Below are 26,690 nucleotides of genomic sequence, written 5' to 3'. Positions count from 1 at the left end.
TTTACAAAGAAATGCGTTCCTAGTGTAAAATGAATTTCTTCTACCGATTGTGATTCGTTCCATTCGGCATCAAATAAATTCTGGATTTGAAATCCAAAACTTATATTTTACGGTCCTATATCAAAATAATTTAGTTACATTTGAGTGTGATGTGTTTTGAAAAAAACATCCTCCCTTCACATCAAAGAACATATTGCATTTAATTCATGAGTCATAAAATTAGCGTTTTATTAATCCTCGTATTTTTCAGTACTTGGTTTTCTTTTTCACAAAGCTATCCTGTTGCCAATTTCCAAAAAATCAATGAAGTTATGGGGAATTTTACAGGAGATTTAGATGTGAACGACAATTTTGGAGTTTCGGTAACTGCTATTGGAGATTTAGACGGAAATGGAGTTACAGATATGGCTGTAGGCGCATTTAACGATGATGATGGCGGTAGTAATATTGGAGCTGTTTGGATTTTATTCATGGATGTAAACAATGAAGTAATTTCTCATACTAAGATTAGTGATACCAGTGGAAATTTTAATGGAGATTTAGATACAAGCGATCGATTTGGAGTGTCAGTAGCATATTTGGGCGATATGAATAATGACGGTTTGATTGAACTAGGAGTAGGTGCTACGTATGATGGTGATGGGGGATTTTGGCATGGAGCAATCTGGATTTTAAGTTTAAATTCTGATGGTACTGTAAATTCACATGCTAAAATAAGTGATACGCAAGGCGGTTTTACAGGCTTTATCAACGGAGATGCAGTTTTTGGGGCTGATTTAGAAAATATAGGCGATTTAAATAATGACGGAATAGACGATTTAGCAGTCGGTTCAAGAAGAGATGCCGATGGAGGATCAAGAAGAGGCGCCGTTTGGATTTTATTCATGAACCCAGATTTTACTGTAAACAGTCATCAAAAAATTAGTGATACACAAGGAAATTTTACAGCCACTTTAGAATTTGAAGATTTTTTTGGAGGATCCGTTGTCAATATTGGCGATTTAGATCAAGATGGTGTTACCGATTTGGTAGTTGGTTCGTATCGTGATGATGATCAAATTACAAATTCAGGAAGCTTCTATGTGTTATTTTTAAATGCAGATGGAACTGTGAAAAACTATCAAAAAGTATCTAATTTAGAAGGTGGTTTTGATGGTTCTATTACAACAGATGCACTTTTTGGAAGATCCATAGATGGAGTAATTGATATTGATAACGATGGAAAAATAGAAGTTGTGGTTGGAGCACTACAGCAACAAAATCCTACATCTCTACAACAAACAGGTGCTTTTTATATTATTGAATTGAATGCTGATGGAACTGTATCTGAACAACATTTTTATACACAAGGAGAAAACTGTTTTACAGGAGAATTAGATGATGGAGATTATTTTGGAGGTTCTGTAGGTATCTTAAATGATTCAGGAATATACCGTTTAGCTATTGGCGCCTATAGAGATAGTGAAAACGGAAATAATAAAGGAGCTGTTTGGATTTTAGAATTAGGAGAACAGTCTTTTACGATTGTCAATAGTCAAGATCCAACCGATTGTGCGACAAATAATGGAGAAATTACTATTGGTAATTTGGAGTCAAATACAATGTATGATATTATGTATGAAGTCAATGGAAATGCAGCTTCAACAACTGTAACATCTGATGTCAATGGAGAATTTGTATTATCTGGACTAGCTGGAGGTAATTATACCAATATATTTATCACTAATACCGTTACAAGCTGTTCAGGAACTACTCCAGATGTTATTTTGAATACGGGAAGTCTTACGATCAATTTCACGCAGCAAAGTCCAAGCTTATGCGGAGCTTCTGATGGTAGTATTACTTTAAGTGATTTAATTCCTAATTCAGCATATCAAATAAGCTATACATTCAATTCAAATCCTGTAACGCTAAATATAAATGCTAATAATGCAGGCGAAATTATATTAGCAAACCTTTTAGGAGGAACGTATAATTCTTTTACGGTAGTAGATTTAAATTCAAACTGTGAAGATATTCTGGGAGATATTTTCTTAAATGAAGCTGTTTTTCAACTCAATTTTACAGCGAGTATGCCATCATCGTGTAATGCATCAGATGGTAGTATTTTGATTTCAGATTTGACACCAAATCAAGTATATATAGTTGATTATTTCTATCAATCTAATCAAGTTCAAGACACTTATACGGCGAATACTGATGGAGAAATACTGCTAACAGGTTTAAATGCTGGATTGTATGAATTTATAATGGTTGTCGATACAGTTGGACCTTGTACAGATGGAATTGGAGAAATACTATTAGAAAATTCTGAATTTACTGTAAATTCGAGTTTTATGAATCCAAGTGCTTGCGGTCTTTCAGATGGTTCTATTACTTTTGAAAACGCCAATGTTAGTACTGCGTATATTGTTTCTTATATTTTAAACGGAGCAACAACTACAGTCAACGTAAATTCAGATGCTTCTGGAACTATTATTTTAGGAAATTTGGGAGCAGGATTGTATGAGTCGATTGTTGTAGAGGAAGTTACTACCAATTGTATTGCCAATGTTGCAAATATTACTTTAGAGAATGCTTCATTTACCGTAACTGCTAGTTTTACAAACCCAAGTGCTTGCGGTCTTTCAGATGGTTCTATTACTTTTGAAAATGTCAATGCTAGTACTGCGTATAGTGTTTCTTATATTTTAAACGGAACAACAACTACAATCAATGTAAATTCAGATGCTTCTGGAACTATTACTTTAGGAAATTTGGGAGCAGGATTGTATGAATCAATTGTTGTAGAGGAAGTTGCCACCAATTGTATTGCCAATGTCGCAAATATTACGTTAGAGAACGCTTCATTTACCGTAACCGCTAGTTTTACAAATCCAAGTGCTTGCGGTCTTACAGATGGTTCTATTACTTTTGAAAATGTCAATGCTAGTACTGCGTATATTGTTTCCTATATTTTAAACGGAACAACAACTACAATCAATGTAAATTCAGATGCTTCTGGAACTATTACTTTAGGAAATTTGGGAGCAGGATTGTATGAATCGATTGTTGTAGAGGAAGTTGCCACCAATTGTATTGCCAATGTCGCAAATATTACGTTAGAAAATTCCACATTTGACATTGCATTTAGTTTTGAAAACCCTACAGACTGTGATGTTACAGGAGGTTCTATTACTTTTGTAGATGTCAATCCAAATGCACCGTACGCTGTTACCTATACTTTAAATAATATTTCAACCACTGTTATGGCAAATTCTGATGCATCAGGAACTTTTGCTATAGAAGGTTTGGGAGTTGGATTGTATGAATCAATTAGTATAGAAGATCTTACGACAAATTGTGTGGCTATGATTCCAAATCTTTTCTCCGGAATTGCCACTTTTACGATTACGCCAACCATCATACATCCAACAGATTGTGAAAGTAATGATGGTTCAATTTTATTTCAAGGCGCACAACCCAATACAGATTATACACTTTCATTTATATTTAATAATGAGTTGACAATGTTGAATATAACGTCAAATAATCAAGGTGAAATCCGAGTAGAAAACCTTGGTTTTGGAGTGTATAATGATGTAATTATTACGGAAGCTGGAACCGATTGTTCGACTTCATTTTCTATGATCCAATTGAACTGTGAAGAACGTATTGAAGCGTGTTTTAGAGTTCGAAGATTTTTTACACCAAATGCTGATAATTTTAATGATGTTTGGCAGTTGGAAGATGTGCAAGACTGTAATTATCGAGTTTATATTTATGATCGATATGGAAAAATCATCACGATTTTAACACCGAATTTTCCAACTTGGGATGGAACATACAACGGAAATAAACTGCCTTCAAGTGATTATTGGATTTCTATTGAATATACGTATAACGGTCAGCAGCTTACGTATACTACACACATTACCTTGAAACGATAGTTCTACGCTTGTATTTTTACTAAAAACGATACGTAACACTAGCTTTTACAAAGAAAGGTGTTCCAGGCGTAAAATGAATTTCTTCTACCGATTGCGATTCGTTTTGTAAACGTGATTCCGTTGCAAATTGTGTTTCGTTCCACTCAGTATCAAACAAATTCTGAATTTGCAATCCGAAACCTATATTTTTCCAGTCGTATCCTAGATTCAAATCTACTACAGAATATCCTTCGGCAATGATAGAATTGTCTTCATTGGCAGGTCTGTCTTTGAGATGCCTGAGTTTGATTCCACCAGAAAAACCGTTGTCAAATTGCATCGTGAATCCGCTAGAAAGTGTAAAATCAGGTGCTAACGGAATATAATCTTCACCATTTGGAGCATCAATTGATCTAGCGTACGTATAGTTAGTATCAACATTCCAAAATAGCCATTGGAAAGGCTGATAACGTACGCTGAGATCAATTCCTTGTCTGCGTGTTTTTCCGCTTGGTTCTACAATTCCTGCATCACCTACATATACAAATTCCTGTTCAGAGTGTAATTGCCAATAGGCTGTATTTACGATCAATTCGGGCATTGGTTTCCAAATAAAACCAACATCAAAACCGTAAGCAGCTGGTAAAATTTCATTGCCATTTTGTGCAATTACAACACGTGTATCGTTGGAGTGAAATCCTTTTCCTGTTTTAAGATAGGCTTGAAAATTTTCGGAATGATTGTATAAAAAGTTCAGCTTTGGACTGAGAATAGCTTTGTTTTGCGATTGTGTCACGTAATTTGTTTGAAGAAAATCGTTGTATTGAAAATCGAAATAATCTACACGTAGTGCAGGGTTAATCGTCCATTTTCCGAATTCTAAATTTGCATTGATGAAAGCACCGAGATTTGTTTCATTTACATCACCAAATTGGATATTTGAAAGTGTTTCACGACGATTCAAGGTACTAGAAAGTTCATTGTTATTACTTTGATCTTTTCGCAAACTAATCCCTGCATTCCATTCTCCTTCAAGCGTATTGCTCTCAAAAGTACGTGTATATTCACTTTTTAAGCCGAATAAAGTTCTGTTTTCTTGCTGTTTGATTTGATCACCATTGATGGGATCTTCCAGAAAAAAAGTAAAATTAGAATACAGCTTAAAATCGTATTTGCTGTAAAAGATACTATTTTCAATCGCAGCATTCGGCGAAAGCCTTTTGTCATAATTCACTAAGAAGTTGGTTCTGCTTGTTGTGCCGCCTTCGGTATCATCAATGGCTCCAAAACGATTAATCAATCCACTGTTTACAGCACGTTGCGGAATTTGTCCAGAAGCATTCCAAGTACTTTCAAAGTGTGAAAATGTAACACCAATACGATCATTTTCTGTGATATTTCCCGTGTATTTCCCAAAGATATTGAAGCGATCAAAGTTTTGTGGACTTTCAAACGGACCATCAGTAGCTATATATTCACTGGCAATATACGCAGCGTGATTACTCGAATTTAAAATATTGAGCATTCCTAGTATTCGATAAGTATCAAACTGTCCAGCTTCTAGCTTTATTATGCTTTCTTTTACACGTTTTTTCGTTTTAAAATCAACATAACCAGCTGTATTAAAGTTTCCTTGGTTGGCATAATATGTACCTTTTCCAAAATCGATTTTATCTAGTGTTTCAGGAATTAGAAAGTGCAAATCGGCATAGCCTTGACCATGTGCGTGCGATACCATGTTTACTGGAATTCCATCTGCAGAAATGGCAATATCGGTTCCGTGATCGATATCAAATCCGCGCAAAAAAATCTGCTCAGCTTTTCCACCGCCAGCATGTTGCCCAATAAGTAATCCGGGAACTTGTTGTAGAATTTCTTGTGAAGAATTTACAGGATTGATCTGAATATTGACATCACTCATCAAATGCAACGCATCCAATTTTGGAGAAATGATAATTTCGTTGAGTGAGATGGCTTTCTTTTCTAGAAAAATGTTTAGCTTTTCGTTTAGTGAGTTTACGATGATATATTTTGTTTGGAAGCCAATATGTGAAATTCGTAAACTGTCGCCAATAGAAACGTTTTCCAATAAAAACTTCCCATATTCGTTACTGTGTGTATGTTTTTTATTGTTTTGATTGTAGATTTGCGCTTCTGGAATTGGCACGTCATACGGATCGGTTAATGCGCCCGAAAGTGATTGTGCAGAAATGCTGAAACTAAAACATAAGCAAAAAATGATTCCGTAAAATTGATTACTCGTCATGATATTTTAAAATTGATTGGTTTTCGAGTGTATATACGGAGGAATGTTTGTAGCGGTTTTAATTTTTTGAACATTATTTTTATCTAATTGATTTATAGTTTGTTGTATGAGTTTGAAAAACCTTTTTATTGTTAGTTTACTGTTCTTTATGGTTATTTCTTGTGCTAAAAAAGCAGAGAAAGCACCTTTAATTCCCAATAATGTTAGTTTGCCAGCGGGACTTTTGGAAATTTTGAAAACTGAATTTTCAGACTATACCTATCTAACACATTTTACAGGAAATATTGATACAGACGCTGTTGAAGAAGTAGTTTTGGTTGTAGAAGGATTTTGTAACGAAACACAAGAAAGCGCATCCGAAGAGTCTAAATGTAGGTTGACTGCCTTTTTGAAACCACAAACCAATAAAGGATATGTTGTTATGGCAACAAATTCAGAAGTCATTGGTTGTTCCAATTGTGGTGGTGCTGGCGTTGGTGATCCTGGCGTAGATATTCAGATTATGAATGGAAAAGTTCGTTTTACATCTATGTATGGTGGAAGTACTAAAACTATTGTAGAGGAAATGTTTACCTATGATTCTCCCGTTAAAAAATGGAAAAAAACACGTTTGAAAACCAAATGGTATCGCATGGATGACACCTTAGCTAATGGTGAGATTAAAAATCATGTGAAGATTCAAACGCCTAAAGATTTTGGAGAAGTTTACTTTTAAATAAAAAAAGCGCCACCAGCAAGATGACGCCTTCAATAGTTAACTCATAGTAACCATAGGTCTTAGTATTACGCTGAAATTGTATTTATTTTTCGTGTAATTGTTCTGTGATTTGATTCTTTGATAAAGGTCAAAAAAAAACATGGATGTTCCAAACTATTTTACAAAATAAATCACATGTCAGAATTGGTTTCAAAGCAATGTGAGAAGGCATTTCGATTTACTTCCTTTAAAATAAACTAGCATGCTTTATGCATTGTAAATGCTACCATAATAGTTTTTTTGCAATAATGAAAAAGCAAGATTTTTAACTTTACTAAATACATATAAAAACAGGACTTCCTCTTACAATTATAAGAGGAAGTTTGTAGCTAGAAACTATGGGTTAGTTTGCTATATAAAAATCACGATTATCTTCTTGGACATCCTGCACTGGTTGCACATTCAAGAGGATTGATAGATCGGCACATTCTCGGTACAATAGAAGTAGATCCACCCAATACAGAATGCATTTCTTTATTGTTTAACTTAGCAATGTTTGACTTTTTTATGCTTAATGATTTTTTGATACGTTGTTTTTTCATTAAATAAAATTTATCGTTGCTGTTTCTTGAACATTTTGAGTCGGTCAAGGTTTCCGACATTCCTTAAACTATATTTGAGACGTAAAAGCTTCGGTACTAGCTTTGAATGCTTTTAAACTAGCACCGAAGAAATAGTTGTCTACATTGGCGGAACACAGAAATAACTATCACAGTTGTCCAATAACGAATTGTTTGTGTATGTGAAAGTTCCAGAGGTATAGCTCGACCCTCCATTTAGTGCGGATGCTTTGCGTTCGTTTAATTGAGCGATACTGGATTTTTTTACCGCTAATAGTTTTCTTGAAATGTTTTTTTTCATGGTTTAAAAATTTAAAATTGTTATATCCTGAATGTTAATAGTCGGTCAGGATTTCCAACTTTGATTGCAATCTTGATATACTCAAATGTAGAATCTCCTTAGTTATCAATATGTTAAGAGGAAGTGAAGTGGACGAATTAGGATTTAGAATATCTATTTTTTGATATAATATTATTCTTACTGAAAGATGTTAAAAATCTTAACATTATATAAGCGATTGTACAAGATTTAATGAGATACTCGATGAAGCAAAGTGACGCTTTTTTGATGTAGAGGCACCAAAATTGCTAAACGAAGCCTGCTTTTATTGATGTTAATGTTGTTAAATAGCCATGAGAGGAGAAAATAATTATGTATTTTTTCTGACAGAACTATTTTTTTATGCAAATCACTACACTTATTATAGATGACGAACCTTTAGCTCGCCAACGAATAAGAAACCTGCTGACTGACCGTAGTCAAATTCAAATCCTAGATGAATGTAGAACAGGTAGCGAAGCTATTTCCAAGATTAAAGAATATACGCCGGATCTAATTTTTTTGGACATTCAAATGAAGGATATGACAGGATTTGATGTGCTAGAAAAGTTGAAAGTGTCTAAAAAAACCTTAATCGTTTTTGTTACTGCATATGATGAGTTTGCACTAAAAGCTTTCGATTATTTAGCTTTCGATTATTTGTTGAAGCCCTTTAAGGATGAACGTTTTTACAAAACTGTCGATCATATAATTGATCATCATACACAAGGAAGTCATAAAGCATTCAATGAACGTTTGGATCGACTTTTAACCATGATTAAAACGCCTCAAGAATACACAGAACGAGAGTTTAGCAATAAACTGCCTATACGAACAGGAAACAAAGTACATTTTGTGGCTACATCAGACATCTACTATATTACAGCTTCCAGTTATTACGCAGAAATTCATACAGAACATAAGAAATACGTACTAAGAGCATCGCTTACAAAATTGATTCAGAAACTTGATCCGAATACATTTGTTCGAATACATCGATCTACCATTATTAATATCATGTATATGAGTGAATTGATTCATTCCAGTTTTGGAGAATTAGACGTAAAAATGAAAGATCAACAGTTGTTTAGAGTTAGTAAAACCTATAAAAAAGAGTTTCTAAATAAAATCGGAATGTAAAATGGACACACATTTTTCAAATACTAAGACAAATTTAAATTGGGCGAAAAGAAACCTAGATATACGATTGCTGCAAATTGTCGCTATTTTTAGCCTTATCACAGTTGCAGTTACTTTTTTTCGAATACTATATTTTCAAATTACTGATGAAAAGGAATATAGTTTGTTAGATGTTTTTTTGAAGCATTTTATTGTGGATTGGATTGTGATTAGCTTTTTTATGTGTATGGTAGCTATTATGACTCGAATTTTTTTTGAAAAAAATATCCGTTCGGTCTATATAATTTTATTTCATGTCGTTGTATCGCTTTGTATTGGCTGGGTATTTTCTGTAGCGCATTCAGGTCTTTTATTAATGCTAGGAGAAATAACTTATGAACAATTCAAATTTTATACATCTTTTGATGTGACTATTTCATATATAAACACTACATTTTTAACGTATTTTGGCATTACAAGCGTTATTTACACGTATTATTATAGCAATCGATTGAAAACGGCAAAATTACAAAGAGCGCTGCTTGCTGAACAATTGACTGATACCAGAATGCGCGTATTAAAATCGCAATTACAACCACACTTTCTATTCAATACATTGCATAATATTTCGTCTTTGATTGAAACCAATACCAAACAAGCTCAAAATATGTTGAACGATTTGAGCGACCTCTTACGAGAAGTGATTGTGTTAAAAGAAGACCATTTTAATACTTTGGCGCAAGAGCTTTATATTTTACAAAAGTATATTGATATTGTTTCAATTCGCTATTCAGATCATTTAACAATTACTACGCATATTGCTCCAAATATTGAAGATACACGAGTTCCGTTGATGATGATTCAACCTATTGTAGAAAACGCTATCAAACATGGTTTTACCGGAAATACCGAAGCTTTAGAAATCGCGATTTCTATTATAGAAAAAGACGATCATTTATGTATTGAAATTAAAAATAATGGCACACCAATATCTGCTACCTTGTATGAATTGACAAGCAAAGGAACAGGAATTAGTAATATCATGAACCGTTTGGATGCTTTATATCATGATAACTATACTTTTGAGGTTGAAAATATAGAGCATTGGGTAATTGTCAGCATTAAAATTCCACGATATCACAAATCAACTGTAAAAGGACAATTATAATATTAATTATTCATTTACGGGCAATTGTTCTATGATTTGATACGTACTAAAGTTTAGAAAGTTTCCTGGGTGCGCCAATACATTTTGTAACAAAAATGGTGTATCAGGATTGGTTCCTGAGTATTGTGCATTTCCATCCATATTTACATCATTTGTATTGTAACCATTGATAATATACGTTGGGAAATTTAAAAAGTTCCCTGAATCATTTAAGACTACCGATAAAATATTTGGTGTATCGGGCGTTGTTCCTGAATATTGTACAATAGTATCTCCATTCACATTTCCTGTCCACATCGCTACTGTTCCAGAAGGCATTCCAAAAGTGGTTTGCGCATTGCCTCCAAAGGTAATTTGATTGGTAGCATCTGTAAAATCGACAGTACTAACTGCAGCTGTTAATGAAACCGTAGTATTTGTCATAATACCTAAATGATTTAGATGTTTTATGACGATGTAATAATTTCCGGGTGTTTGTGTAAATGATAGCGGAGAAGTACCATCTGTGGAAACAACATCTCCATCTCGTTGTAACAAGGCTGATTGACTAGCAATGACAGTCGTATTGGAGTTAGCAGCTCTTAATTCAACAAAAATCCAATCGACAATGGCATCTGCTCCAGTGGTATTTAAAACAGCACTATCAATAGTAAGCATATCAGTATAAGGAGATATTGTTGGAATAAATCCTGCAACGCGTAAATCATCACGCATTAAACTTTCTTCCCCCATATTTGGATTGATCAATGCGCCTTGTAAATATACTTTTGGACTGAGTCGTAATGGACAATTTGCCAGCGGATCTTCAACCGTGACAATGGTCGTACAAGTTTCTTCATTTCCAGAAATATCTGTAACAGTCAGTGTAATGATGTTGTCACCTACATTTGTACAATCAAAGCTATCAATATCAATACTACTGCTTGCAACGCCACAATTATCTGTAGCACTGACTAGAATATCATTTACGGTAATACTAGCATTACTCATAGCATCTAATTGAACCGTAAACGGCGCAGCACAAGTAATCACAGGCTTTTCCAGATCTTCATAATCAGCAGTAGCCGTTGCTGTACAACCATTCGAATCTGTAAAAGAATAACTTATAGTATGCATGCCACTTCCAGCTACATTCGGATCAAAACTAAAGGTAGTTCCATTTCCATCATCAGTAACTCCTGGACCGCTATACGTTCCGCCAACAGGCAAACCTCCATCTCCGCCAGCACATAAATCAGCAGGTAAAGTAAGCGTTACTGTAGGAAGTCCAAAAACTTCTATGGTATCATCGGCAGTATTGGCACAACCATTACCGTCTGTATATGTGTATGTTATTGTATGAATTCCAGCTCCAGCAATTTCAGGATTGAAAAGATAATTGACACCATCGCCAATATTTGTAACTCCAGGACCGCTGTATACACCGCCAAAAGGACTACCTGCCGCTGTGGATAGTTGTATACCACCATTTTCGCATAAGTCAGCAATATTTACAGAGAAAGTTACGGTTGGCAAAGCAAATACTTCTATAGTATCTGTTATAAAATTTCCATTCAGTGTATATGTGATTGTTGTAGTTCCAATACCAGCAGTACTTGGATCAAAACTGTACGTAGTTCCATCGTTATTATCTGTAATTCCCACACCAGAATACACACCGCCGACTGGCAATCCGCCTCCTAAATTAGTTTGAACACCTGCGTCTATACATAGATCATCTGGCGCTGTAAATTTTAAACATCCTGCAGTTCCTGTTGCAAATACTTCTACATTGTCTGTGATTGAGTTTCCGTTTTGGGTGTATGTAATTGTGGCAATTCCTACACCAGCGGTATTTGGATCGAAGGAATATGTATTTCCGTTTCCATTATCGGTAACACCATTTCCAGAATATACGCCGCCAACAGGAAATCCGCCAGTCAATCCAGTTTGTTCGCCATCATCAATACAAATATCATCTAAGGCTGTAAAACTGATAGAAGGAGCAATGTCTATTCCGCAGACAGATAAGGCAACTTCAGCACCAGTTTGACAACCTAATCCACTGAGAGAATTACTCACAAAAATAAGGCATTTATCAGCTGCTAATCCAGAGATAACCGTATTGGTTAAATCTCCAGAAGCCGGACCAAATACAATGGTTCCAGTAGTTCCAGAACCTGAATCGCCTTCGTATACGGTAAGACTATTTCCAAAATTACTATTAAACGTTCCTGAGTTTATGGTTGCTTGTGCTGCCATGCTAGTGGAAGGACATACTTCAAAGACCACTAAATTAGTTTCAACATTTCCTCCTCCACAAAAGAAATATGAAGATTCACCTGTAGTACAGCCACAAGCAGCCAATACTTCGACTGTATCTGTTGCCGTAGCTCCGCAAACTCCCGGTTCTGTATAGGTTATGGTATGTGTTCCTATTCCCGCAAAAGCAGGATTGAAGAAATAATTTGGACCCGTATTGGTAACTCCAGGACCAGAATATGTTCCACCAGAAGGAGTAGCACTATTCAACGCAACTGTACCAGCATCAATACAAAGATCGGCAGGCGCAGTAAAGTTAATTGTTGGAATTGCTATAACATTTACAGTATCTGAGGCAGAGCCACCATTGGTATACGTAATTGTGGTTGTTCCAGCTCCAGCTACAGAAGGATCAAAGCTATACGTACTTCCATTTCCATTATCGGTAACACCAGTACCTGAATATACACCACCAGAAGGCGAACCACCACTTAATCCTGTTTGTATTCCTGCATCAACACATACATCATTTGGCGCTACAAAAGAAACTGTGGTTCCTGCTAAACTTTCACTACACACTTCTGTAGCTACATCAAACCCTTCTTGACAGGTGAAAATTCCTGGCGTGCCAGAGTATACAAAAGTTAAGCATAAATCCGGCGCAGAAGCCGTAATTACGTTTCCACTAATATCTCCATTGATTGGGCCAAAAATAATTGTTCCTGAAGTTCCTGAACCAGATGCACCTTCATATACCGTTAAATTTATAATAGGTGCTGGAATTCCCGCAAATGCACTACCAACAGTTCCTGCTGTAATTGTTGATTGCGCTATTTCTCCAGAATTAGGGCAAAATTCAAATCCTACGGTGTTGCTAGCAGTTTGTGATGCGCAATACGTGTTATAGGTTTGATTGGCTCCACATTGTGCATATCCAGAAAAGGAAAAACTATAGATGAAAAATATGAAGAAAAAACTGAGTGGTGGTGTAATTTTTTTCATGAAGTGGATTGATTTACAGTTGGTTAGATTGTTTTGGTGTATGTGCAAGATAGCTATAAAATTCCATTAGCACTTTAACTAATAGACAATTTTTTGAAGTTGATCCCTATTTGTAAAACTAAAAAACGCCACCTGAAATTAGATGCCGTTTTTATTAAATTTATATGTTTTGTCTTTATTAATTTTCGGGTAATTGTTCTGTGATTTGATACGTACTAAAATTCAAGAAATTTCCAGGATGCGCCAATACATTCTGTAAAATCAATGGTGTATCAGGGTTTGTTCCAGAATATTGCGTACTTCCATCCATATTAACATCATTGTTCGTATAACCAGCTACAATGTACGTTGGGAAGTTTAGAAAGTTTCCAACATCATTTAAGACTAGTGATAGAATATTTGGTGTATCCGGAGACGTTCCCGAGTATTGAACAATGGTATCTCCATTGGCATTTCCAGACCACATGGCTACTATTCCAGAAGGCATTCCGAAGGTTGTTTGTGCGTTACTTCCATACGTAATCTGGTTAGTTGCATCTGTAAAATCGACAGTAGTTGGTGTATTTGTTAATGCTACTGGCATTGCCGTCATGATTCCTAAGTGATTTTTGTGTTTAATAACTACATAATAGTCATCATGTCCAATAGTTATTGTCACAGGAGAAACTCCATCAAGAGCAACTACATCACCGTCACGTTGGAGCAGAGCACTCGTTTCTACGATGATTGTATTGTTGTTTGTAGCATCTCTTAATTCTAGTTGTACCCAATCTACAATTGCATCTTGTCCCGCTAACATAAATATGACTCCATTTACTTCCGACATATCATATGGAGAAGTTGTTGGTATTAATCCTGCATTACGAAGATCGTCACGCATCCAGTTTTCTTCTCCTGTATTAGCGTTTAACAATGCTCCTTGTAAAAATACTTTAGGACTCAAAGCCACTTCATTGCAACTTCCGTCTGAATCTTCCACAATAATCGTTTGCATGCATTGACTTGTTTGATTTTGCGCATCTGTAAAGGTCCAAGTAACATTCGTTGTTCCAACAGGAAATGTTTCGTTAAGAATGCTTGCATTGTTGTAATCATTTACGAGTAGATACTCTTGAATTGTTCCTAGCGTAAAGTTTGAACTACAATCTATGGTGAATCCAGAAAGGTCAAAATTATTGAGTGTAGCATTGTAATTACCTGTTAGATCATTGGCTGTTGTAATACTTGAATTATCAGCACATGCTTGCCCTTCATTAAAGTTGTAATAAGCAATTAATCCAGCTTCATTACCCGAAAGCGGAATATTTAAGGTTTCTTGTATTTCTGTCTCTGTTCGTGTCGTATTCCAAATGCGGAAATCATCAATACTACCATCTAAAAATCGATTAGAATTCCATGCGCCAATAATAAATTGTCTGTTAGCAACTAATGGAAGCGCAGTAGTATAGGTGCGTTGTGCTTGCAATACTCCATTTAAGTAGAAGCGAATTACTTTATCAGTAGCAGAATAGGAAACCGCTATATTATACCATGTATGCGTTTGTAATCCTAAATCTACATACTGATCTGTTGGCGAATTTCCATTCACAGACCAACCTAAATTTCCACCTGTATTTAATTGGTAATGTAAATATCCAGGTGCCCAATTTGTATAGTTTAATATGGCATCCCAATTATCGATGTTATCAAAATATACTTTAGTTTCTATGGTAATTTCGCTTAAATCATTTGTAAAACCACTAGAAACAGTCAATCGATCATCAACTCCATCAAAATTTAAAGCGGTACCAGCAGTAAGTCCATCTCCATATACTATTGGAGTAGGAGCATTGATGGTAGCTTCACAAGATCCATTTTCTTCTACAGTGACATCTACTGGACACTCTAATGTTTGTCCACAAGAATCTTCATTGTAAAAAGTCTGTCCATCTTTGTTGGTAAAATTGGTATTCGCATAGGTATCATTATCTACCAATACACACGTCAAACTCGGATTGCCACTAATATTTATGCTAGTAATACTCATGTTTGTACCATTTTTAAGGTTTAAATAGGTCAAGCTATTATTTTGAATAAAAACATTTGTCAATGCTGTATTTTGAGAAAGATCAAGAATATTAATAGCATTGTCACTTGTTCCTAAAAACTCTAATAGTATATTGTTTGATACATTTAATGCTGTCAAACTAGCATTTGAAGCGTATAATTCTTTTAAAGCTGTATTGTTTGAAAGATCAATTGTGTCAATGTTCACATTTTGAATGCGTAATTCTACCAAGGCTGTATTGGTAGTTACCTCTAAGCTTGTTATTCCAGAATTGTCTAGTCGTAGTTCTGTCAAATCTATAAGTCCAGAAAGATCAATACTCGTTAAACTAGGTGTTTCATCAGCAAATATTTGTTTTAGTTTTGTATTTACTGTCAGATCTAAATTTACAATAGGAGTAAACGAACATGATAGTACTTCCAAATTCGGGCATTGACTTATATCAAGTGTTGCTAAAGCAGTATTGAATACACCTAAATTCGTCAAGTTTGTGTTGTTTCCTATGGTAATTGAATTAATAGGTGTTAATGAACAATTTAAAGATTCTAAATTTGTATTTGCACTTACATCTAGCGTTGTAAAATCGTTTTCATACGAAACAAAACTTGTCAAGGCTGTAAAATCTTGAATTCCTGTTATATCAGCTACATTTTCACTAAACAAACTCAAACTTGTTACGGTTTCTATGGCGACTGTACTTACATAATCATCATTCGCTATACCATTTCCCATACTAGTAGCATCACCAACAGCCACAGTATTTCCAGAAGCATCATGCGTTTCTAAATAGTTTTCAAAATTATTATCAGGAACGAAGGTTTGTCGACAATCTGAACTGAAAAAGGTACTAGCATCTTTCTGCCAAGTACTCAAATAAGCAGCAGTTGGATCATCAACCTGAATACAGTTAAATACATTAATACGCGCATCAAAATACGTGACATTAGCATTATTTCCATTTTTCATATTTAGACTAGACAGATCACTATTGTTTGCTGAAAAAGATGTTAGTGCAATATTGTTTGATAAATCTAGAGCAAAACCAGAAGCACTATCAACTTGTAAAGATTCAAGTAAGAGGTTATTAGACACATTTAAATTGACTAAACTACTATTATTAGAAATATTCAATGTTTTCAGATTCGTATTTACACTAAAATCTATTGAAGTAAGACCAATGTTGCTAGCATTTAATATTTCTAAATTAGGTAATCCACTTACATCAAAGCGAGATGCTATGAAAGGATTATCACTGATATCTAGATTGACCAAATTCGTATTGGAACCCAAATCTAAAGGGCCTATAGTACTAGAACTACAATCTAAAATGGTAAGTTGTGTGTTATTCGAAAAATCTGCTGCCTCCAAATCGTTTCCTGAGCAATCTAATGTTAGTAAGTTTACGGCATTACTTAAGTCTAAATTACCTCCTGAATTGCCATTACAATCCAAATGTTCTAACGCAATAAAGTATTCAATTCCAATAAATTGCCCAATAGCTAGATTGCTAATATCTAAACTTGTGACAGAAGCAATTCTATAGGTAAACACCTTATTATCATTCGCAATTCCATTTCCTAAACTCATTGGATCGCCTACAGGAACAGAATCTCCATCAGCATCATGGGTTTCCAAATAGTTTTCAAAATTAGCGTTAGGAATATTTGTCAGACTACAATCTAAGGTAAAAACCACATTACTATCTACATCCCAAGTGTTCAAGTATGAAGCATTTGGATCATCAACCTGAATACAGTTCATAGTTGTACTATTTTGTTCTGCATCAAAATATGTAATGTTAGCATTATTACCATTTTGAATGTTGATTCCTGACAACTCTGCATTACGAGCGGATAAGCTTGTCAAAGCTGTATTGGAAGAAAGGTCTAAATAAAAACCTAAGGCTTCATCTAAAGCAAGAGATTCTAGTAATAAATTATTTGAAAGATTTAGGCTAAGTATGCCTACTCCATTTACGTTTAGTTCTTTTAAATTGGAAAGAGTAGTGAAAGTCGATTCAAATAGCCCAATGTTACCTGATAAGTTTAAAATTTCAAGGGTTGTATATGGCAAAAAATCAAATGAACCTATGTTGTTATTCCCAATATTTAATTCTGTGATCATAGTATTATTTCCTAGGTTTAAGGAAGTACTATTGGCATTGTTATAGATTAATTTTTCCAGATTTAAATTACTAGACAAATCGAGTACCGCAAAAAATAAATCGCTCATGGTTAACTCTTTCAAAAGTGGCAGTTGCGAAAAGTCAAATTCATTAAAGTTATTATCTGAACAAATTAATATTTCTAGCGCTGTAAAAGCTTCCAGTCCGTCCAATTGATTGATACTATTTCCTGAAATATCTAAATAGGTAACTCCAGTAATTATAGAAGTTAGCACAAAACCATCATCCAAAACTCCATTTCCCATACTGTTTGGACTTCCTATAGCAACGATATTTCCATTGGCATCATGGTTTTCAAGATGATACTCAAAATTAACATCTGGAATGCTTGTCATACTACAATTAGAACCAAAAGAGACAAAATTATCTTTTAGCCATGTACTTAAATAACTTGCAGTAGGGTCATCAACTTGTATGCAACTCAATTCATTAAATCGCGCATCAAAAAAAGTCATATTGGCATTATTTCCGTTTTGTATGTTTAAGCTCGTTATATCACTTGTCTCTGCAGATAATGAAGTCAAAGCAGCGTTATTGGATAAGTCTAAAGTTAAACTACCTAAAAAGTTAATAGATAAGGTTTCTAGCAATGTATTATTAGTAAGATTGATATTGGAAAGACTTGTTTGGTCTACGTTTAAATTCACAAGACTTGTTAACGGACTAAAGTCTAAAGAATTGAAATCAAAATTGTTATCTACATCTAAATCTGTTACGTTCGATAGATTGCTAAAATTGATTGTTGGTATATTATTATTTGCTAAATTCAACTTTTTTAATGCGTTAATACTTCCTAAAACTAACGAAGTTATTCCATTATCAGCGGTATTCAATTCTTTTAAGTTTATATTGGCACTTACATCAATTGTTAGCATACTATTGTCTGAACAGTCTAGTATTTCAAGATTAGCATTAGCAGCAATATTAATACTACTCATACCATTAGAAGCGCAATACAATTCTTTTAAAGCAATATTGTTTGAAAGATCAAAATTACCAACTCCATTCATAGAAAAATCTAAAATTTCTAAAACTGCAAAATCTTCTATTCCTGTAATATCAGCAATCATACTTGAAGAAATATTCAAGGAAGTAACGCCACTAATTCTGGAAGTTCGTACATGATCGTCATTGGCAATTCCATTTCCCATACTTCTATTAGATCCTAAAGGAACAATGTTTCCATTATCATCATGTGTTTCTAAATAATTTTCAAAATTATCGTCAGGAACCATTGTATCATAACAATGTTCGCCAAAACTTGTGGTAGCATCTTTATTCCATATGGTTAAATAACCTGCACTCGCATTGTCTACATTAATGCACGTAAGACCTGCATTTCCAGCAGCGTTGAAATCTTGGATATCTCCGTTGGCTCCATTGGCAACATTTAAAAACGTAAGCGCATTGTTTTGAACATACACATTGTCGAGCATTCCATTACTGATTAAATCTAGAAACACTCGATGTAAGCAATCATATTATTGCTTACATCGAGTGTTTCTAGATTTAATAACAAACTCGTGTCCAATTGCGTAATTGCACTATTACTTAGATTCAAGGTTCGTATATTATTTCCTGCAGCAGTAACAAAAGTTGTTAAGTTAGGATTATTGTTGGCAATAATTGTATTTAGGTTGGTATTATTACTTACATCTAAAATTATAAATGTATTTCCGTTGGCGATGATCGTAAACAAGTTTGTCATCGCTTCGATTCCAGTTAAATCAGCAATATTTTGATTTTGAATGTTCAAAAATGGAAGTCCTTGCATGCCTGGTGTACTTGCAAGATTGTCATTAGGTATTCCATTTCCTGCGCCATTGGCTTCTAAATACGCTTCAAAATTATCATCAGGAACAAAGGTGGTTTGTGCTGCTAAAAAACTACTAAAAATGAAGAAAAATAAAAGTAGGTGTTTTTTCATTGTCTTTTGTATAAATATCAGTGTGAAACAAAAGTAACAATGCCGCTAGATTTGTACTTATAATGTGATGTGATTTTTAGGTAACAAAAAGTGACAGCCCAGTATTTAAAGGCTTTGAATGATATATTCCAATTCTTCTCCAGCTGCCAATTGCATCTTTTTTCGAATACGATAACGTGCTGCTTTTACAGCATCGATGGATGAATTTCTAATGGTAGCAATTTCTTTTATGGATAAATTTAAACGCATCAATGCACATATTTCCCGATCGGTTTTGGTTAACTTAGGATAGTGTTCTCGAAGTTTCTTATCAAAACCTTTATTCACTTCTTCAATTTTATCTTGAATGGATGAAAGTTTATTTTCTGTCGCAATTTGTAATTGTAATTTTGAAATCAACGAACTCATGGTTTTTTTCATTTCTTCCAAAGATTTTATACTGTTAATTTCTGTTTTGAGTTGATCCAAGAGTTCTTGTTTAAACTCTAAACGCATGGAATTGTCAGCAATTAAATGCTTTGTTTCCTCTTCGTTCACTTTTACTTTTTCGTTTAAAGCTCTTTTTTGTGCTTGTTCTTGCGCTAATTTTTCGCTTGCAATTTTTGCACGGTTTTTAAAACTTCGCTTCAATAATAAACTAGCCAAAATTGCACTTACAAGTGTTAATAGAAACAATATAAAATACAGCCATTTCTGCGTTGCTTCTGCAGCTGTCTTTTGGGTAATTTTTTGACGTTCTTTTTCAAATTGATACTGCAATTCCAATTCCTGAAGTTTTTTAGTATTCTCAATATTGAAAAGTGAATCTGCGTATTTTTTGTACTTGCGATGCGATAAATATGCCGATTTATAATTTTCCAATCGATACCATAATCGACTCTTTTTGCTGTAAGCAGAAGCTAATTTTTGCTTAAAACCTTCTTTCTTTGAAAGCTTAATTGCTGAATCTACATACTTTCCTGCAATTCTATAATCCTTTTGTTTATAATAAATGTTTGAAATACTTAAGTAATTGGTAACTAGCGATAAGTTTTCATTATTCTTTTTGGAACGCGCTATATTTTCATGATTCAATTGAAGTGCGAGTGAATCCTTTCCCGTTTTTATATATAAAGATGCTAAGTAATTATTGACTTTTTCAATGCTTTTATGATCATTTATAGCGAGATACATTTCTTTAGCTTTCGCATAAAACAATTCAGAAGAATCACTTTTTTTAAGCGCCTTATAATTACTTCCTATCATTAATAGTGCATTGGCAATTCCTTGTTTGTTAGTAAGTTTGACATGTAGTTTTCGGGCTTTCTCTAAATATTCAAATGAGGCTTTATAATCTCTTTGAAACTTGTGCAATACGCCAATATTATGATACACATCTGCAATATTGGCAGTATCTTTTACCTGTTCAAAATAGGAGAGTGCTTGTAAATACTGTTTGATTGCTGCTGCATGTTGTCCTTTTCTACGATTTAAAACACCTAATTGTACCGCTACTAACGCACTATATTTTGGAGCAATATTTTGATCGTTTTGTGTGAGTTGAAATGCTTCTTGAAGTATAAATTCAGCTTTGCCAAAATTATGATCCAGCTCGTATTCACCCAAGTCTAGTAAGGCTTGAATCTTTTCAGTATTTGTTGCAGCATTGTTGAGGTTTTTTTCAAGTTGTATCAGTTCTTGGTTTTCTTCTTGTGAAAAACAAATTGCAGTGAATAATAATGAGAAAAGAAGAAGATTTTTCATTGCTGTACAATTTAAGATTTCAGTAGCAATTCTTTTATAAATTATTTCCCAATACAGAAATTAGCAAAGATATTTCCTAACAAATCATCACTTGTAATTTCTCCAGTAATTTCTCCAAAATGATATAAAGCTTGACGAATATCAATCGCCATCAAATCACCAGACAATCCAGATTCCAATCCGTAATGAACCTTATCAATTTCTTCCAAAGCTTTTAATAAAGCATCGTAATGACGTGTATTTGTGATGATGGTTTCATTGTTACGCAAAGCGCCAGTATTTACAAAGGAAACGAGTTTATCTTTTAATGAATCGACACCAATATTTTCTTTGGCAGAAAGGATATGTATTTGTTCAATTTCAGCTTTCAGTTGGGCAATTTGTGCTTCTTCAAGCATATCAATCTTATTCGCCACAATTACCAATGGCTTTTGCGGATACTTATTTTTAATCTTCCCAATTTCAGTTTTCAGCAGTGCTAAACGTTCCTCTGTCAATTGAGAACTGTCTATCAAATAAATAACAACCTGTGCTTGTTCAATTTTCTCGAATGTTTTCTGAATTCCGATACTTTCTACGACATCTTTGGTTTCCCGAATTCCAGCAGTATCAATAAATCGGAACGAAATTCCATCAATTACCAATTCATCTTCAATGGTATCACGAGTGGTTCCGGCAATGTCCGAAACAATAGCGCGTTCTTCGTTTAATAAAGCATTCAATAAGGTGGATTTTCCAACATTCGGCTCACCAACAATCGCAACAGGAATTCCGTTTTTAATTACGTTTCCAACAGCAAACGAATCAATCAAGCGTTTTAAGACAAATTGAATGCGCTGTACTAAGGTTTTAAACTGCGTACGATCGGCAAATTCTACATCTTCTTCTGCAAAATCAAGTTCCAATTCTATAAGTGAAGCAAAGTTTAACAGCTCTTCACGCAAGTTCTTAATTTCATTGCTAAATCCGCCACGCATTTGTTGCATTGCCAATTGATGTGAAGCTTCCGAGTCACTCGCAATCAAATCTGCCACAGCTTCCGCCTGCGATAAATCGAGTTTTCCATTCAAAAAAGCACGCAAGGTAAATTCTCCAGCATTGGCATTTCGGCAACCATTACGCAATAATAATTGAATAATTTGCTGCTGAATGTATACAGAACCATGACACGAAATTTCGATGGTATTTTCGCCCGTGTAGGAGTGAGGTCCTTTAAACAAAGACACTAACACTTCATCCAAATAACGGTTTTCATCTATAATATGACCTAAATGAATGGTGTGCGACTTCTGTTTGGTCAGCTTCTTATTACGAATCGATTTAAAAAGTGGTTCACAAATCGTAATAGCATCTTTTCCCGAAACTCGAATCACAGAAATAGCACCAGCACCAGAAGGTGTTGCCAACGCCACAATCGTATCATTTGGAATCATAGTGTAAAATTTGTGCAAAAATAGGGAATATGTTTGGCTTGTTCCTGTGAAGGCAGGAATCTTTTAGAAAAGAAAACCTATTTTAAATGGTAAATAAATTTTAAAATGCAATCCACAGAATACAGTGTTCTCTAAATAATTTAAGTAAATTACCGTCTTCTATATATAAATAAGATAAAACATTGAATACAACATCAAAAAAATCAAAGCGATGGTATGAACATATTCCTCATGCCGTAGTGATCGTATTCTTCATTATCGTTTTTGTAACCTTACTAACGTATTTGATTCCTGCGGGAGAATTTAAACGTATGTTAATAGACGGTCGCAATCGCGTAATTCCAAATTCTTACGAAACCATTCCCAATACACCGATAGGTTTTTTAGACATGTTTAAAGCGATTCCTTTAGGATTTAAAGCCGCGATAGAAGTTATATTTGTCGTCCTTGCCGGAGGAATTATGTTTGGAATTATGGAACGTACAAAAGCTATTGAAAATGCTGTGGGAACGTTTGTAAAGACACTTGGGCAAGAAAATAAATACCTAGCTGTAGTCATTATGACCTTTATTTACGGTGCTTTGGGAGTTTTTGTGGGATATGAACACAATATCGCCATGGTTCCTATTGCAGCAGTAGTTGCCTTAGCACTTGGAGGCGATTTGCTATTAGCCGCGGGAATTTCAGTAGGAGCCATTACTATTGGATTTGGACTTTCACCCATAAACCCTTACACGGTTGGTGTTGGACATAAAATTGCAGAACTTCCGTTATTTTCAGGCGCTTTATTGCGAAGTATTTTATGTATAAGTGCACTTGGGTTTTTAGCTTTTTACAATGTTAGATATTTAAAAAAGATTACTAAAAATCCAGACAAAAGTCTTGGAAAAGGTTTGAATATAGATGGAATTTCACTTTCCAAACCTATTAAGGATTATACAATGTCGATCAATAATTGGCTAGTAATTTCTGCATTCATCATTGGTTTAGCGTCCATTTTATATGGCGTTTTTAATCTGAATTGGTATCTCAATGAAATCTCTGCTATATTTTTAATGGTTGCCATCGCTGCAGGAATTATAGGAAGAATGGACGCCAATACTTTTAGTGATACCTTACTAAAATCGGTAGCTTATGTAGCACCAGGCGCTTTTATGGTAGGTTTTGCAACAACGATCAAAGTCTTGTTAGAAATGGGACATATTAGTGATACAATTTCATTTCATTTATCTGAGTTATTAAAAGATTTGCCTTTGCATGTTTCTGCGGTAGGAATGTCCATATCACAAAGTGTGATTAACTTTTTTATACCTTCCGGAAGTGGACAAGCATTAGCAACGTTACCCGTAATGATTCCTTCGGGAGAAGTCATTGGTTTAACACGCCAAACTACTATTTTAGCATTTCAAATAGGCGATGGAGTTTCTAATTTAATCAATCCAACACTTGGCGGATTAATCGCGATGCTCAGTATGTGTCGTGTCTCTATAGATCGTTGGTTTCGATTCATACTTCCAGTCGCCATTACAGTATTTATTTTTTCAGCAATTACACTCGTAATAGCAGTATTAATAGGTTATAATTAACTATGAACGCAACAACAATATTAAGTCATTTAGTAAGTTTTCCTGTATTGGGAGGCGAAAGTAATTTGAGTATTATTCATTGGATTAAAGAATATATTGAATCACATGGAATACCAACAACATTGGTTCCTAATGAAGAAAATACTAAAGCTTCTTTGCATTGTAGAATTGGACCTGCGGTAGATGGCGGTGTGATTCTTTCGGGACATACCGATGTCGTTCCTGTAAAAGGACAAAAATGGGATACTGATCCGTTTGTCTTAACCGAAAAAGAAGGAATATTGTATGCACGCGGAAGCTGTGATATGAAAGGTTTTGTAGCTTGTTGTTTGGCAACTTTACCAACAATGATTGAGACCGATTTAAAAAAGCCGATCTATTTTGCATTTAGTTATGATGAAGAAATTGGTTGTTTGGCAGCGCCTGATTTGATTAAACATATGCAAAAAACGTATACAGAAACTCCCAAATATGCAATTATTGGCGAACCTTCAATGTTGGAACCTGTAATTGGAAAAAAAGGAGTTTGTTATGTAAAAACAGAAGTCAATGGTTCTGCGGGACATAGTAGCGGAATTCATAAAGAAATAAGTGCCATTCATGAAAGTACACGATTAATACTGTGGCTGGAAAATAAAATGAAAACGATAGCTGCAACTTCCGTAGACGATCGTTTCACGCCACCACATTCTACCATTCATGTTGGACAGATTCATGGTGGTGTTGCCACAAATATTGTAGCAGATTATTGTAGTTTTGAATGGGATATTCGCGTGATTCCAAAAGATGATATTTACCAAATATTTGAAGATTACTATGCTTTTTGTGCAGAAAGAGAAGTAGAAGTACAAAAAAAGTTTCCAAATTTTAAGATTACAAATACCTTAATACATCCGCCAGTTCCTGCGTTAGACACCAAAGAAACGGATAGTATTGTGGGACTCGTACAAAAATTGACTGGAAATTATACTTGGAAAACAGTTGCGTATGCTGCCGAAGCCGGACAGTTTCATGAAGGTGGATATGAAAGTATTATCTGTGGGCCAGGAAGTATAGACCAAGCACATAGAGCCAATGAGTTTGTAACACAAGAACAATTAGACAGTTGTGTTGTAATACTGGAAAAATTGGTAAAGGAAATGGAGTAGGAGCTAGGTATTGGGGCACTTCGCTTTTGGGTATTAGTATTATTTAATAATTACAAAATGATAGGTAAGTCCTAAACCGTCAGGGTCCGTATTTTGCGCCCCTACAAATCGTACTCGAACAGTATCATTCGAAATAACCCAAGCTTGCCCAATAACGATATCTCTATCTAATTGCCCACTTGGTGTTACATAAACGACATCTCCAAGTTCTGCTCCAAGAATCGTGAAATCCTGTAAGCGGAAAGGAAAGTTAGCCGGTATAGGAATCACATTTCTAAATATAGAAGCTTTAATAATGGTTGCTGTGGAATAGCCCGCGCTGTTGGTAATGGAACCATTAACTGTTAAATCGCCTTCAATTGTAGTGTTTGAAGTTGTTTCTAGAGTTCCATTGATTCTCACCAAATCATTGTCAAATTCGCCATAGATCAATGGTGTTTGTGAAGCGGAATTTTCTATATATAATTTATTATTACCAGAAGCATCACTTCCTGCTTGATATCCTAAAAATACATGTCCGTCTCCAGTAGCATTTACTCCAGACCCTTGTCCAACTGCTGTTACATTTGAACTGCTCTGACTCATACTTAACGCGGCACTTCCTAGTAAGACATTATTAATTCCTGTGGTATTGTTTGTTCCTGTTTGATCACCAATAAATATATTATTTCCATTTGTTACGCTGGTGTTTTCTCCTGCGTTTCGACCTAAAAAGATGCTGCTAGGATTTTGAATAAATTCAAGAATTGGATAGTTTGAAGTACTGTGCTTTAATCGAACAGATTCATGTCCAGCAATGTCAAAACGAATGATATTATCGTTGGTAGTTTCCTCTACTTGAATTTTGGTATTGGCATCCGTATCTTGGAGACTCTTAGAGCTCACACTTGTATTTGCGTGAAAAGCGTAAGGAACTGTCACAAGTTCCTGTGTGCTTATCATGGTATAGTTTGAACCGCCGCTAGGATCGATGGAGACTTGTAAAAAATGATTGGTTTCGCTCCATTGAATAGTGGAAAAACTACTTGTTGTGGTTCCTGTACCAATTTGGAGTGTAATCAATCCTGTTGCAGTAGTTGTTAAGTTATGTGTTTCAGTATAGACAGATGTCCCTGAGATAGAATTTTCAATAATAGAAATTTCCAAACTTATATTTTGATTCGCTATAATAGCTCCATTTGTATCACGCATAACAGCTTGATAGTTTATTTTTTCTGGAGTTTGCGCAAAAAATAACTGAAAAAATAAAATAAAGAATAGGACCAGAATATTTTTCATAGT

The 26,690-nt window shown here is 34.7% G+C and carries 15 protein-coding genes; 6 read left to right on the top strand and 9 right to left on the bottom strand.

The features are described from left to right. The first annotated feature begins 206 nt into the window (after nucleotides 1-206). The gene (locus Q0845_RS18860; RefSeq protein WP_298516541.1) at nucleotides 207-3,929 is read left to right on the top strand and encodes a T9SS type B sorting domain-containing protein; all 3,723 of its coding nucleotides are present in this window, start codon (nucleotides 207-209) and stop codon (nucleotides 3,927-3,929) included. 19 nt (nucleotides 3,930-3,948) lie between these two features. Here the strand turns inward: Q0845_RS18860 and Q0845_RS18855 are convergent, their stop codons facing one another. Then, a complete protein-coding gene (locus Q0845_RS18855) occupies nucleotides 3,949-6,174 on the bottom strand; it encodes a TonB-dependent receptor (RefSeq protein ID WP_298516539.1) in 2,226 nt (741 codons plus the stop codon). Nucleotides 6,175-6,280: 106 nt separating this feature from the next. Here Q0845_RS18855 and Q0845_RS18850 point away from each other — a divergent pair, with 106 nt between their 5' ends. After that, a complete protein-coding gene (locus tag Q0845_RS18850) occupies nucleotides 6,281-6,889 on the top strand; it encodes a hypothetical protein (RefSeq protein WP_298516537.1) in 609 nt (202 codons plus the stop codon). 410 nt (nucleotides 6,890-7,299) lie between these two features. On the opposite strand, the gene Q0845_RS18845 is transcribed toward Q0845_RS18850, so the two are convergent. Together Q0845_RS18845 and Q0845_RS18840 are read right to left on the bottom strand one after the other, a co-directional pair. Next, on the bottom strand, nucleotides 7,300-7,473 hold the full coding sequence (locus Q0845_RS18845; protein ID WP_298516535.1) for a class I lanthipeptide: 174 nt from the start codon (nucleotides 7,471-7,473) through the stop codon (nucleotides 7,300-7,302). A gap of 139 nt (nucleotides 7,474-7,612) precedes the next feature. Continuing rightward, nucleotides 7,613-7,792, bottom strand: coding sequence for a hypothetical protein (locus Q0845_RS18840; protein ID WP_298516533.1), 180 nt, complete (start codon nucleotides 7,790-7,792; stop codon nucleotides 7,613-7,615). Nucleotides 7,793-8,173: 381 nt separating this feature from the next. On the opposite strand from Q0845_RS18840, the gene Q0845_RS18835 reads away from it, so the two are divergent. Further along, complete coding sequence (locus Q0845_RS18835) at nucleotides 8,174-8,950, top strand: LytTR family DNA-binding domain-containing protein (RefSeq protein ID WP_298516531.1); 777 nt, start codon at nucleotides 8,174-8,176, stop codon at nucleotides 8,948-8,950. A gap of 1 nt (nucleotide 8,951) precedes the next feature. Beyond that, on the top strand, nucleotides 8,952-10,097 hold the full coding sequence (locus Q0845_RS18830; protein ID WP_298516529.1) for a sensor histidine kinase: 1,146 nt from the start codon (nucleotides 8,952-8,954) through the stop codon (nucleotides 10,095-10,097). 6 nt (nucleotides 10,098-10,103) lie between these two features. Here Q0845_RS18830 and Q0845_RS18825 read toward each other — a convergent pair whose 3' ends face one another. From Q0845_RS18825 to mnmE, 5 genes are all read right to left on the bottom strand, one after another. After that, nucleotides 10,104-13,340, bottom strand: a complete 3,237-nt coding sequence (locus Q0845_RS18825; protein ID WP_298516527.1) for a hypothetical protein — start codon at nucleotides 13,338-13,340, stop codon at nucleotides 10,104-10,106. A gap of 178 nt (nucleotides 13,341-13,518) precedes the next feature. After that, nucleotides 13,519-19,035 carry a LamG-like jellyroll fold domain-containing protein gene (locus Q0845_RS18820; RefSeq protein WP_298516525.1) on the bottom strand — a complete coding sequence of 1,839 codons (5,517 nt, stop codon included), beginning with the start codon at nucleotides 19,033-19,035 and terminating at the stop codon, nucleotides 13,519-13,521. Continuing rightward, nucleotides 19,026-19,499 carry a hypothetical protein gene (locus Q0845_RS18815; RefSeq protein ID WP_298516523.1) on the bottom strand — a complete coding sequence of 158 codons (474 nt, stop codon included), beginning with the start codon at nucleotides 19,497-19,499 and terminating at the stop codon, nucleotides 19,026-19,028. Before Q0845_RS18815 ends, Q0845_RS18820 begins: the two co-directional genes overlap by 10 nt. 105 nt (nucleotides 19,500-19,604) lie before the next feature. After that, nucleotides 19,605-21,242 (bottom strand): tetratricopeptide repeat protein, encoded by a 1,638-nt coding sequence (locus Q0845_RS18810; protein WP_298516521.1) that lies wholly within the window; start codon nucleotides 21,240-21,242, stop codon nucleotides 19,605-19,607. A gap of 41 nt (nucleotides 21,243-21,283) precedes the next feature. Continuing rightward, nucleotides 21,284-22,675, bottom strand: a complete 1,392-nt coding sequence (gene mnmE / locus Q0845_RS18805) for a tRNA uridine-5-carboxymethylaminomethyl(34) synthesis GTPase MnmE (protein ID WP_298516519.1) — start codon at nucleotides 22,673-22,675, stop codon at nucleotides 21,284-21,286. Between the two features lie 182 nt (nucleotides 22,676-22,857). On the opposite strand from mnmE, the gene Q0845_RS18800 reads away from it, so the two are divergent. After that, entirely contained in the window at nucleotides 22,858-24,261 is a 1,404-nt protein-coding gene (locus tag Q0845_RS18800; protein WP_298516517.1) for a TIGR00366 family protein, read from the top strand. Between the two features lie 2 nt (nucleotides 24,262-24,263). Further along, nucleotides 24,264-25,409, top strand: a complete 1,146-nt coding sequence (gene argE / locus Q0845_RS18795; RefSeq protein ID WP_298516515.1) for an acetylornithine deacetylase — start codon at nucleotides 24,264-24,266, stop codon at nucleotides 25,407-25,409. 39 nt (nucleotides 25,410-25,448) lie between these two features. Here the strand turns inward: argE and Q0845_RS18790 are convergent, their stop codons facing one another. Beyond that, the gene (locus Q0845_RS18790; protein WP_298516513.1) at nucleotides 25,449-26,687 is read right to left on the bottom strand and encodes a hypothetical protein; all 1,239 of its coding nucleotides are present in this window, start codon (nucleotides 26,685-26,687) and stop codon (nucleotides 25,449-25,451) included. Nucleotides 26,688-26,690 lie beyond the last annotated feature (3 nt).

Source organism: uncultured Kordia sp., assembly GCF_947489565.1.
Classification (GTDB): Bacteria; Bacteroidota; Bacteroidia; order Flavobacteriales; family Flavobacteriaceae; genus Kordia.
This window is presented reverse-complemented; position numbering and strand designations above follow the sequence as displayed.

Bases quoted from the DNA above. Each gene is read 5' to 3' on its own strand.
- Q0845_RS18860 (WP_298516541.1), top strand. From the start codon at position 207: ATGAGTCATAAAATTAGCGTTTTATTAATCCTCGTATTTTTCAGTACT.
- Q0845_RS18855 (WP_298516539.1), bottom strand. From the start codon at position 6,174: ATGACGAGTAATCAATTTTACGGAATCATTTTTTGCTTATGTTTTAGT.
- Q0845_RS18850 (WP_298516537.1), top strand. From the start codon at position 6,281: ATGAGTTTGAAAAACCTTTTTATTGTTAGTTTACTGTTCTTTATGGTT.
- Q0845_RS18845 (WP_298516535.1), bottom strand. From the start codon at position 7,473: ATGAAAAAACAACGTATCAAAAAATCATTAAGCATAAAAAAGTCAAAC.
- Q0845_RS18840 (WP_298516533.1), bottom strand. From the start codon at position 7,792: ATGAAAAAAAACATTTCAAGAAAACTATTAGCGGTAAAAAAATCCAGT.
- Q0845_RS18835 (WP_298516531.1), top strand. From the start codon at position 8,174: ATGCAAATCACTACACTTATTATAGATGACGAACCTTTAGCTCGCCAA.
- Q0845_RS18830 (WP_298516529.1), top strand. From the start codon at position 8,952: ATGGACACACATTTTTCAAATACTAAGACAAATTTAAATTGGGCGAAA.
- Q0845_RS18825 (WP_298516527.1), bottom strand. From the start codon at position 13,340: ATGAAAAAAATTACACCACCACTCAGTTTTTTCTTCATATTTTTCATC.
- Q0845_RS18815 (WP_298516523.1), bottom strand. From the start codon at position 19,499: ATGAAAAAACACCTACTTTTATTTTTCTTCATTTTTAGTAGTTTTTTA.
- Q0845_RS18810 (WP_298516521.1), bottom strand. From the start codon at position 21,242: ATGAAAAATCTTCTTCTTTTCTCATTATTATTCACTGCAATTTGTTTT.
- mnmE (WP_298516519.1), bottom strand. From the start codon at position 22,675: ATGATTCCAAATGATACGATTGTGGCGTTGGCAACACCTTCTGGTGCT.
- argE (WP_298516515.1), top strand. From the start codon at position 24,264: ATGAACGCAACAACAATATTAAGTCATTTAGTAAGTTTTCCTGTATTG.
- Q0845_RS18790 (WP_298516513.1), bottom strand. From the start codon at position 26,687: ATGAAAAATATTCTGGTCCTATTCTTTATTTTATTTTTTCAGTTATTT.